The sequence below is a fragment of the Verrucosispora sp. SN26_14.1 genome, assembly GCF_004307965.1.
GTDB lineage: Bacteria > Actinomycetota > Actinomycetes > Mycobacteriales > Micromonosporaceae > Micromonospora.
The window spans coordinates 1-10423 of sequence record NZ_SISL01000204.1 but is presented as its reverse complement, the minus strand read 5'-3'; the positions used below and the strand labels follow the sequence as shown (position 1 = coordinate 10423).

The window sequence follows — 10423 nt, the reverse complement described above, 5'->3', positions numbered from 1 at the left end:
AGAGTTGTAGAAGAGACAGGCCCCAACGCGTCCGGCCCGCCGTCGGAGAGGCAGACGCCGACCCCACCCGCGAACCGGGCGTGCCCGGCGGCCATCAGCGCGGCACTGTCGGCGTGCCGCACGGGAACGAACTCCGGGTCGCCACCGGCCGCGTGCAACGCCTCGACCAGCGGCGCGGTCGCCGGGCCCGGCGCGCCATACACCCGCGCGACCCGCCAGGCCAGCAACCGTGCGACGACCGCGTCCGCGACGGCGGGGTCAGACACCGCCCCGTCCCGGCGTGACCGGGTCGACGTAGCGCAGCACCGCACCCACGCCCTCCACCAGCTGCGGAGCCTCGTCCGGGCCCAGCACGGTCAGTTCGGCGTCGGTGCCGACCAGCGCCCGCACCAGCGCCGCGTCGGCGCGTACCCGGGCCGGCTCGGCCACGGTGGCGAGCTGACTCGGATCGGTGGCGATGTCGGTGGCCGCCGGGCCGATCCAGAGCTGCCCGTCGGCGGACGGGTCGTCCACCAGCAGCATCGTGTCGACCTGGTTGCGTTGCAGCGCGGCGACCACGGCGTCGAGTCCGGCGCCGACGTCCTCCTGGGTGCCGAAGCGGTCCAGCGCGGCGGTCACCCGCTGGTCGGCCAGATCGGCGATGGTCTGCACGGTCAGGTCGTCGAGCAGGCTCTGGTCGGCCCCCTCGGCGCGGGACCCGGCGTCGGTGCGGACCACCATGTCCTGCCAGCGGGCCGGCATCTGGGCGGCGATCATGCCGGTGGCCCGGATGTCGCCGGCCACCACGACCACCTCGGCACCGACCCGTTCGGCCAGCTCCACGGTGGCCGCGGTGACGTCGCCCGCGTTGTGGTGCCACGCCTCCATGGCGGCGCGCTGGTAACGCGACTGCGACCAGCCGCCGGGCTTGACCCGGCGCAACGGGAAGCTCTCCCGGCCGGTGACGTGAGCTCGTCGGGGCACCCCACCGGCGCTGACCGACATCGCGTCGGCACCGGTCCGGTCGGCCAACACCCGTACCCACGCGACCTGCTCACCCCGTTGGGAGAGCAGCGGCATCACGTGCGGCAACGGCGCGTACGCGGCCAGGTCCCGCCGGGGTGGCGCGGCCAGGTACTCGGAGAGCACCACCCGCCCCTGGGCGCCGAAGACGGCGATCCCGTAGTCCCCGGGCAGTGGGTCGTGCCCGCGGACCACCCGGTCGATGGCGGCGATGGTCGGTTCGTCGGCCCCCTGCTCGGCGAGCTGCCGTTGCAGCCCGCGCCAGCGCAGGTCGAGGGCGGCGTGGGCGTCCTCGGTGTCCATCGAGGCGTCCAGGTAGACCGAGCACCACGGACCCGGGCGCTGATAGAGCGGGCGCAGGAAGGACAGCTGCATGCTCGACCCCTTTCCGGCTCGGCCCACCGCTTACCCGCGCCACCCGGCTTGTCACCTGCCGGCCACCGCGTGACCGATTTTCATTCACGTCGTTCAACCCCGAGGATCGATACGATCTGTGAGCAAAAGCGGACTCTGGGTGGTGGACATGGACACGACGTCGTACTCGCGGCGCAGCCTGCATCCGACCGGTCGGATCCTCACCGCGCAGATCGTGCGGCTGATGGACGGTTACCCCCGGGAGGTACGCGTGGGGCAGCCGGTGCTGATGGTGGTGGTGGCCGCCGCCGGGGTGATCGGCCTGCTCGCCAAACTGGTGCGGGCCGCGCTCAGCGCCGGTTCCGGCACCGGCCGCCGCACGTTCAAGGAGCTGAAGAAGGGACCGGAGTACCTCGTCACGCCGGTCCGTCTGCGCGACTCGAACGGCAAACTGTACGAGGTGGAGCTGCACGGACACCTGCCGCAGAGCGCGCTGCACCCGGCCGACCACGTCCAGCTCACCCTGCGCGACCAGGGCGACCCGGATCTGGCGCCGAAGATCGAACGGATCGTCAACCTGACCACCGGTCAACTGCTACGGCCGCGTACCGCCACCATGTGGTCACACCTCGGCCCACCGCTGCTGCTCCAGGCCACGCTGGGTCTGCTGCTCCTGGCCGGGCTGGCCGCCTGCACCGCCCTCACCTGAGGGTCAGCCGACCGGGGCGGGCTCCCGCTGCGGCGCGGACGTGGTGTCGAGCATGCCGCGTCGGCGGGCCCAACGCTCGAAGACGATGGTGGCGAACGGCGGCACCGCGCAGGCCAGCGCCACCACCGTGGCCGTCAGGCTCCACCGGTTGACTCGGGCCACAGCCAGCACCAGCAGCCCGTACACCACGAAGAGCGCACCGTGGATCGGGCCGAACACCTTGACCCCCAGCTCGTTGTCGGGCGGGCCGTACTTCGCCGCCATCCCGGCCAACAGGCCGGCCCAGGAGATCGCCTCCGCGATCGCCGCCACCACGAACAGCCGGGTCACCTTTTCGCGCACGTCAGCCATGGTATGTGCCGCCGGATCCGTGAAACGCACGTGGTCGGGGCTTCTGCCCGGAGGCATGGACGTGCCACGTCGGGGGTACCAGGGGTGACAGGGTGGTGACCATGGGCGAGGAAGTCGGCGCGCAGACCTTCAGTCGCCAGGATCGGGCTCGCTACCGGGACAAGGTGCGGCGCTGTCTCGACGTCTTCGCCGAGATGCTGCGGGAGTCCCGGTTCGACGTCGACCGGCCGATGACCGGCCTGGAGATCGAGCTGAACCTGGTGGACGAGGACTCCATGCCCACCATGCGCAACACCGACGTGTTGCGTGCGGTGGCCGACCCGAGTTTCCAGACGGAGCTCGGGCAGTTCAACGTCGAGATCAACGTGGCGCCCCGGCGGCTGACCGGCACCGGCCTGGCCGAGTTCGAGCAGAGCGTACGGGCCAGCCTGAACGCCGCCGACCAGCAGGCCCGGACGGTCGACGCCCGCCTGGTGATGATCGGCATCCTGCCGACCGTACGCCCCGAGCACCTGACCGCCGCGACGCTGTCGCCCAATCCCCGCTACGCGTTGCTCAACGAGCAGATCTTCGCCGCCCGGGGCGAGGACCTACAGATCTCGGTCAACGGCGTGGAACGGCTGTCGGTGACCGCCGACACCATCACCCCGGAGGCCGCCTGCACCAGCACCCAGTTCCACCTCCAGGTCTCCCCGGCGCAGTTCGCCGACTACTGGAACGCCGCCCAGGCCATCGCCGGGATCCAGGTGGCGCTCGGCGCGAACTCGCCGCTGTTCTTCGGCCGGGAACTGTGGCGGGAGACCCGCATCCCGCTGTTCCAGCAGGCCACCGACACCCGCCCCGAGGAGATCAAATCGCAGGGCGTACGGCCCCGGGTGTGGTTCGGGGAACGCTGGATCACCTCGGTCTTCGACCTGTTCGAGGAGAACGTGCGCTACTTCCCGGCCCTGCTCCCGGTCTGCGACGACGAGGACCCGTCCGAGACGCTGGCCGCCGGTGGCGTACCGAACCTGGCCGAGCTGCGGTTGCACAACGGCACGATCTACCGCTGGAACCGACCCGTCTACGACGTGCACCGGGGTCGCCCGCACCTGCGGGTGGAGAACCGGGTGCTGCCGGCCGGGCCGACCGTGCTGGACACCGTCGCCAACGGCGCCTTCTACTTCGGACTCGTCCGGGCACTCGCCGAGGCGGACCGGCCACTGTGGTCGCAGATGTCGTTCAGCGCCGCCGAGGAGAACTTCAACACCTGCGCCCGGCACGGCATCGACGCGCGCGTCTTCTGGCCCGGCCTGGGCTACCTGCCCGTCACCGAGCTGGTGCTGCGTCGCCTGCTCCCGCTGGCCCAGCAGGGCCTGGACCACTGGGGCGTCGACCCGGACGAGCGGGACCGCCTGCTCGGCGTCATCGAGCAGCGCTGCCTCACCGGCCGTAACGGCGCGAGCTGGCAGGTCGCCACGCTGCACCGGCTGGAGTCGACCGACCAGCTCGACCGGCCGGACGCGCTGCGCGAGGTGCTGCGGCACTACGTGGAACTGATGCACAGCAACCGCCCGGTCCACGAGTGGCCGATCCCCTGACAGCCTCCTGACACAGAGAGTGATCAGAAGGGCACGGGCATTACCGTAGGTGCGACGTCCTTCCGCCGGGTCGAGAGGATCCGCCGATGCCTCCGTCACACCGACACTCCGTCACCCGCCTCGTCGTACCCCTCCTCGCGCTCGCCCTCGTCGGCGGCGCCCTCCAGCCCCTGCCCGCCGCCGCCGGCCCGCGCACCGGAACCGCCACCACCGGCGAGCTACGGACCACGATGCGGGACGCCGCCACCGGTGCCGACGCCCGCGGCTGCCTGACACTGGTCCCGGTCGACCGCGACCCGCTCACCGTCGTCGCCATCGGCGAGGAACAGATCGGGCGGCACGCCGGCTGCACCGGGATCGAGGGCGGCGCGGTGGTCGTCACCGCCGTGCCACCCGGCCGCTACCGGCTGCTGGCCATCCCCTACGAACCCCGCCACGGACTCCAGTGGGTCGGCGCGCACGGCGGCACCGGACAGCGGGAGAAGGCAACGGTCGTCACCGTGCGGGCCGGCCGGACGATCACCGCGCCGAAGGTCCGCTTCGACCCACCGGGTGCCGTGACCGGCCAACTGTCCCAGCCGGACGGCACGCCGCTGCTCTACTACGCGAGTGTCTCGGTGATGCCGTTCGTCGCGCACCCCAAATACGGCAGCCCCGGCGCCATCAACGACGAGAACGGTCGATACACGCTGACCGGCCTCGGGCCGTACCACTGGCCGTTGTACTTCACTGCGAACCACATGGCCAGCCAGTGGTCCGGCGGCACCGCCGACTGGCGCGAGGCCCGCACGGTCCGGGTCCGCGCCGGCCGGACCGCCACCCTCGACCAGACGCTCACTCCCGGCACGGTGCTCAGCGGCACCGTCACCGCCCCGGACATCTCCTACTACGCGCAGGTGATCGCGTTCCATTCCCGCACCGGTGACGTCGTGGGCGTGGCGGACGCGGGATCCGAATACACGCTGCGGCTGCTGCCGGGGCAGTCGGTGGTGCTGCGCTGCGACTGCGCGTACACGCCGAGCCGGTGGTATCCGAACGCCGCGCAGATCGGCGGCGCCCAACCCCTGCGGGTACGCGGCACCCCGTTGACCGCGCACTTCGACTTCAGCGGTGCCGCCGTGCCGTGAGCCCGGTTCAGCGCAGGGCAGCCAGGGTCAGCGCGGTCGCCCGAGCGAGAAGGACGTCGTCGGACTCGGCGTCCTTCTCGCCCCGGCCGGAGATCACCGCCACCGTGCGTCCGGTGCTGGTGTCGACCGCGTAAACGCCGAGCCGGCCGCTACCGGAACAGCGTGGCGCGCCCTTCGCGGCTGCCCACCAGCCGACCCCGGATGTCCAGGTCGTTCACCTGGTCGGCGGTACCGAGCCCCCGCGTGAACAGGTCGACGGTGCGACCGGCCCACCACAGCACCGGTCGCTGACCGTACGAGGGGGTCTCGCTGATTCCGAGGACCACGCCCAGGTCGTTCACGTCGGTCGCCCAACTCCTCGGGCCGCCCAGCGTGCCCAGGTCGGTCAGTACCCCGGCGCGCCAGTGGAAGGCCCGGCCACCGCCCGAGCCGACCACGTGGCCCAGGTTGTTGATCGCCGTCGCGTGGTGACCGATCTGGGTGAGGACGCCGTCGCGCAGCCGGCCGCCCACGCAGGTGCACGGGTAGTCGTACGGCGGGACGTTGAACGTGCCCACCACGTCGCCCCGGTTGTTGAGCCCGTCGGTCGTCTCGTAGAAGTCCTGCCGCCCCAGGTCGGTGAAGACGCCGTCCTGCCACAGGAAGCGGTGCGGGATGTCGGTGGGCGGGTTGCTCAGCCCGAGCACCTGCCCCCGGTCGTTGACGGCGATCGCCTCGCTGTAGTCGCCGCCGAGGGTGCCCAGGTCGATCATCTGACCGTCGCTCCAGAGCACCGCCCGGGTGATCCAGTCCGGCCCGGTCGAGGTGCCGACCACGTCGCCGCGTTCGTTGACGTCGACGGCGGTGGACTCCAGGTGCCCCGGTAACACGCCGAGGTCGGTCATCACCCCGCCGCGCCACACGAACGCGTGCCGGGCGCCGCCGGCCGTCAGGCTCCAGCCGACGACCGTGCCCCGGTCGTTGGTCGCGGTGGCGGCGCTGGCGGTGCCACCCAGGGTGCCCAGGTCGACGGCGCGGTAGGTGAGCGGGGTGGCGTAGGCGGCGGAGGCGGGCAGGACGGTCAGCGCGGACGCGACCAGCACGGTCGTGGTCACGGCGGCGGACAGACGGGTCGGCAACCTCAACGGGTCCTCCTCGGGAGAGCGGTGACCGGTCCACGCCATCCACACACCCCGTGGACGATGGGCGACCAGCCAACTACGCACAGTAGAACGGATCCGCGAGGAAGGTCACTTCGGTCGATCGGCCATCGATCGATGGCCGCGCGCCGCCCGGGTTCAGCCGCCCGCCTGCCACACCTTCCAGAGGCCGTATACGGCCGAGACACCGAGCGCCACGGTGCCCAGCAGGACCGCCTGGCGGCGCTGCGCACTCGGACGCACCTGGGCGACGACGGTGGCCACATAGAGCAGCGCCACGATGATCGTCCAGGCCCACGCGGTGGAGATCCGTTCGTCGACCCGGCAACCGGCCGGCGCGGGGTGGACCGCCGGGCACACGTCGACGCGCGGCACGGCCAGATACCAGAAGCCGGCCCAGGCGAGGACCGCGACGGCGCTCGCCACGGCGACCGCCAGCCAGGGTCGGAGCACTGCGGGCACGGCCACCTCCTTCGGGACACCCGGAGGCGTCGGACGTACGGGACACCCGGGGGCGGCCAGCGTACCGGTCGCGGATCCTCGCGCCGGAGACGGCACCGCCCGCCGTCGACGGTGGGTGACCGTCGACGGCGGGCGGGTGGGCCTGGTCGGAGCCCCGGCGGTCAGTCGACGCCGAACTCCATGGCGGCACGGTCGAGGGCCGCGTCCTCGGTCGAGGAGACACCCCGGGAGGCGATCGCCTCCGCGCCACCCTCCGGCATCGCCCCGATGAGCCCGGTGGAGGCGGCCTGCGCGGCACCGAGCACCCGCTGCGGCGCGCCGCCGACCATGCCCAGGTTCGCGTACTGCTCCAGCTTGGCCCGGGAGTCGGCGATGTCCAGGTTGCGCATGGTGAGCTGGCCGATGCGGTCCGCCGGACCGAACGCCGAGTCCTCGGTACGCTCCATGGACAGCTTGTCCGGGTGGTAGCTGAAGGCCGGGCCGGTGGTGTCCAGGATCGAGTAGTCCTCGCCCCGCCGCAGTCGCAGCGTCACCTCGCCGCTGACCGCCGTGCCGACCCACCGTTGCAGCGACTCGCGCAACATCAGCGCCTGCGGGTCCAGCCAGCGACCCTCGTACATCAGGCGACCGAGACGACGACCCTCGTTGTGGTAGTTCGCCAGGGTGTCCTCGTTGTGGATGGCGTTGACCAGCCGCTCGTAGGCGGCGTGCAGCAGCGCCATGCCGGGGGCCTCGTAGATGCCCCGGCTCTTGGCCTCGATGATCCGGTTCTCGATCTGGTCGGACATGCCCATGCCGTGCCGGCCGCCGATGGCGTTGGCCTCCAGCACCAGGTCCACCGCGCTGCCGAACTCCTTGCCGTTGATCGTGACCGGGCGGCCCTGGTCGAACCCGATCGTCACGTCCTCGGCGGGGATCTCCACCGTCGGGTCCCAGAACCGCACACCCATGATCGGATTGACCGTCTCGATGCCGGTGTCCAGGTGTTCGAGCGTCTTCGCCTCGTGCGTAGCGCCCCAGATGTTGGCGTCCGTGGAGTACGCCTTCTCGGTGCTGTCCCGGTAGGGCAGGCCGCGCTCCTGCAGCCACTCGGACATCTCCTTGCGGCCGCCCAGCTCGGTGACGAAGCTGCTGTCCAGCCACGGCTTGTAGATCCGCAGCTGCGGGTTGGCCAGCAGGCCGTACCGGTAGAAGCGCTCGATGTCGTTGCCCTTGAAGGTCGACCCGTCGCCCCAGATCTGCACGTCGTCGGCGACCATCGCGCGCACCAGCAGCGTCCCGGTGACCGCGCGCCCCAACGGCGTGGTGTTGAAGTACGCCCGCCCGCCCGAGCGGATGTGGAAGGCGCCGCAGGTCAACGCTGCCAGCCCCTCCTCGACCAGGGCGGCGCGGCAGTCCACCAGGCGGGCCAGCTCGGCGCCGTAGTGGAGCGCGCGACCGGGCACCGAGGCGATGTCGGGCTCGTCGTACTGGCCGATGTCGGCGGTGTAGGCGCAGGGCACCGCGCCCTTGTCGCGCATCCACGCGACCGCGACCGAGGTGTCGAGGCCGCCGGAGAAGGCGATGCCGACACGTTCACCCGTGGGCAGGGAGGTAAGAACCTTGGACACAAGGAAGAGTATGCACCACCCCGCATACCCATGCAAGTTGGCGGTGCAAGGAAGGGCCCCCTGCTAACGCCTCGTGCATAGCAGGGGTCCCCTCCTTACATCCGGGTGCCGGCTGCTTCGCGGAGGGCGGCGATCGTGGTGCGTACGGCGGGAGTGTGTTCGACGGCGTCGTGCACCACCACGTGGATCGAGCGGACCGGTGTCGGGCGGACCACCCGGATCGGAGTCACACCGTCCGGCAGGTGTGCGGCGCCGAGCGCGGGCAGCACCGTGAGGCCGATGCCGGCCGCGACGAAGGCGAGCGCCGTCCGGTAGTCGTGCGCCTCGACCCGGAACGCCGGGCTGAATCCGGCGGCGGTGCAGGCTTCGAGGAGTTTGGCGCGGCACCAGCCTCGGGCGAAGTCGTTGTCGACCCATCGTTCCTCGGCGAGTTCGGCGAGGTCCACCTCGTCGTGGCCGGCGAGGCGGTGCCCGGCGGGCAGCACGGCCACGTACGGGTCGTCGACGATGTGCTGGGCGGTGAAGCCCGCACCGGGATCGAAGCCGGGGTCCGCCACGACCACCTGGACGTCAGCGCGTTCCTCCCGACTGTCCGGGATGTGCTCCCGGAGTTGCAGGTCGATCCGGACGCCGGGCAGGTCGGCGAGGATGCGGCGTACCACCAGCGGCATCCACGCCTCGCCCACCGACGCGAAGTAGGCGATGGAGAGCGAGCCGGTGCGACCGGTACGCAGGTCGGCGATCAGCGACTCGGCCGCGCCGACCCGAGCGAGCACCCGGTCCGCCTCGGCGGCGAGGGCATGGCCGGCGGAGGTGGGCCGCAGGCCCCGGCCGGCGCGGGCGAGGAGAGTGAGCCCGGTCTCGCGTTGCAGCGCGGTGAGGTGCTGACTGACGGCGGAGGGGGTGTAGCCGAGGTTGGCGGCGGCAGCCTGGACGGAGCCGGAGGCGACGACGGAACGGAAGACCCGGAGGCGGTGGACGTCGAGCACCTCACAACCGTAAAGCAAAACTTAACTGTCGTGAAGAAAGAGTCGCTGGTGCTGAATCGTCGAGCATTCGAGAATCGGTCCATGACGCTCACCGAAGCTCCCGCCAGGGCCGCCGCCGACGACTCCCGTGGCGCGTCGTACCCCCGGCCTGCGGCACCGCGCCGGTCCTGGCCGATCGTGGTAGCCGCCGGGACCACGGTCGTGCTCTGGGCCTCGGCGTTCGTCGGCATCCGCTTCGCCGGGCACGACTACTCGCCAGGCGCGATGGCGCTGGGCCGCATGGTGGCGGCGTCCGCCGCGCTGACCCTGTTCGTCGCCGTCACCCGGCGGTTCCGGGTCCGGCACACCGAAGCGACGGTCCCCCGCCGGGTCGCCGTCCCCCGGGGCGGCACGCTGGGGCTGATCGCGCTCTGGGGCGTGGCCTGGTTCGGCGGGTACAACGTGGCGCTCAACGCCGCCGAACGACTCGTCGACGCCGGGACAGCCGCGCTGCTGGTGGCGGTCGCGCCCATCCTCGTCGCGATCGCCGCGACACTCGTACTCGGCGAGCGGCTCACCGGCCGCCTCGGCGTCGGGGTGACGATCGCCTTCGCGGGCGTGGCCCTGATCGCGGTCGGCGGCTTCACCGGGCACGCCGACCCGGTGGGCGTCGCGCTGGCGGTGCTCTCCGCCCTGCTGTACGCCTTCGGCGTACTGCTCCAGAAGCGTCTCCTGGCGCGGGTGGACGCGGTGACGATGACCTGGCTCGGCGCGCTCGCCGGGACGGCGGCTCTGCTGCCGTTCGCGCCCACGCTGCTCGCGGAGTTCGCCGCGGCGCCGCTCCCGGCGACCCTGGGCGTGCTGTTCCTCGGCGTGTTCCCGACCGCGATCGGCTTCCTCACCTGGGGTTACGTCCTGTCCCGCTGGACCGCGGGCCGCACCACCGCCGCGACCTACCTGGTCCCGCCGGTGACGGTCCTGCTCTCCTGGACGCTGCTGGGTGAGGTACCCGCGCCGCTCGCCCTGCTGGGCGGCACGCTCTGCCTGGCCGGCGTGGTCTTCGCGACGCGCCGCTGAAAGAACGGCGGCACGGCCGCACCGCCAGGCGCGCGACGCCGGCC

Annotated in this window: 11 protein-coding genes; 4 read left to right on the top strand and 7 right to left on the bottom strand. The window is 71.9% G+C overall.

The features are described 5' to 3' along the window. On the bottom strand, nucleotides 1–266 hold a 266-nt coding region (locus EYA84_RS18405; RefSeq protein ID WP_255446624.1), incomplete at its 3' end, for a thiamine pyrophosphate-binding protein. Continuing rightward, the gene (locus EYA84_RS18400; protein WP_131054294.1) at nucleotides 259–1377 is read right to left on the bottom strand and encodes a Vms1/Ankzf1 family peptidyl-tRNA hydrolase; all 1119 of its coding nucleotides are present in this window, start codon (nucleotides 1375–1377) and stop codon (nucleotides 259–261) included. The genes EYA84_RS18405 and EYA84_RS18400, both read right to left, overlap by 8 nt. 148 nt (nucleotides 1378–1525) lie before the next feature. Between EYA84_RS18400 and EYA84_RS18395 the strand changes: the two genes are divergently transcribed. Next, a complete protein-coding gene (locus EYA84_RS18395) occupies nucleotides 1526–2065 on the top strand; it encodes a hypothetical protein (RefSeq protein ID WP_387262950.1) in 540 nt (179 codons plus the stop codon). A gap of 3 nt (nucleotides 2066–2068) precedes the next feature. Here the strand turns inward: EYA84_RS18395 and EYA84_RS18390 are convergent, their stop codons facing one another. Beyond that, nucleotides 2069–2416 (bottom strand): DUF3817 domain-containing protein, encoded by a 348-nt coding sequence (locus tag EYA84_RS18390; RefSeq protein WP_131054293.1) that lies wholly within the window; start codon nucleotides 2414–2416, stop codon nucleotides 2069–2071. A 101-nt stretch (nucleotides 2417–2517) separates the two neighbouring features. Between EYA84_RS18390 and EYA84_RS18385 the strand changes: the two genes are divergently transcribed. Continuing rightward, on the top strand, nucleotides 2518–3996 hold the full coding sequence (locus EYA84_RS18385) for a glutamate--cysteine ligase (protein WP_131054292.1): 1479 nt from the start codon (nucleotides 2518–2520) through the stop codon (nucleotides 3994–3996). Nucleotides 3997–4082: 86 nt separating this feature from the next. Continuing rightward, entirely contained in the window at nucleotides 4083–5123 is a 1041-nt protein-coding gene (locus EYA84_RS18380; protein ID WP_131054291.1) for a hypothetical protein, read from the top strand. 149 nt (nucleotides 5124–5272) lie between these two features. Here the strand turns inward: EYA84_RS18380 and EYA84_RS18375 are convergent, their stop codons facing one another. The 4 genes from EYA84_RS18375 to EYA84_RS18360 form a co-directional block, all read right to left on the bottom strand. Next, nucleotides 5273–6247: a hypothetical protein gene (locus EYA84_RS18375; protein WP_161594999.1), complete on the bottom strand. Its 975-nt coding sequence runs from the start codon at nucleotides 6245–6247 to the stop codon at nucleotides 5273–5275. Between the two features lie 153 nt (nucleotides 6248–6400). After that, nucleotides 6401–6724 (bottom strand): hypothetical protein, encoded by a 324-nt coding sequence (locus EYA84_RS18370; RefSeq protein ID WP_131054289.1) that lies wholly within the window; start codon nucleotides 6722–6724, stop codon nucleotides 6401–6403. Between the two features lie 161 nt (nucleotides 6725–6885). Next, complete coding sequence (gene argG / locus EYA84_RS18365; protein ID WP_131054288.1) at nucleotides 6886–8334, bottom strand: argininosuccinate synthase; 1449 nt, start codon at nucleotides 8332–8334, stop codon at nucleotides 6886–6888. A 95-nt stretch (nucleotides 8335–8429) separates the two neighbouring features. Then, nucleotides 8430–9323, bottom strand: coding sequence for a LysR family transcriptional regulator (locus tag EYA84_RS18360; RefSeq protein WP_131054287.1), 894 nt, complete (start codon nucleotides 9321–9323; stop codon nucleotides 8430–8432). Between the two features lie 81 nt (nucleotides 9324–9404). On the opposite strand from EYA84_RS18360, the gene EYA84_RS18355 reads away from it, so the two are divergent. Next, complete coding sequence (locus EYA84_RS18355) at nucleotides 9405–10379, top strand: DMT family transporter (protein WP_131054286.1); 975 nt, start codon at nucleotides 9405–9407, stop codon at nucleotides 10377–10379. Nucleotides 10380–10423: the final 44 nt, after the last annotated feature.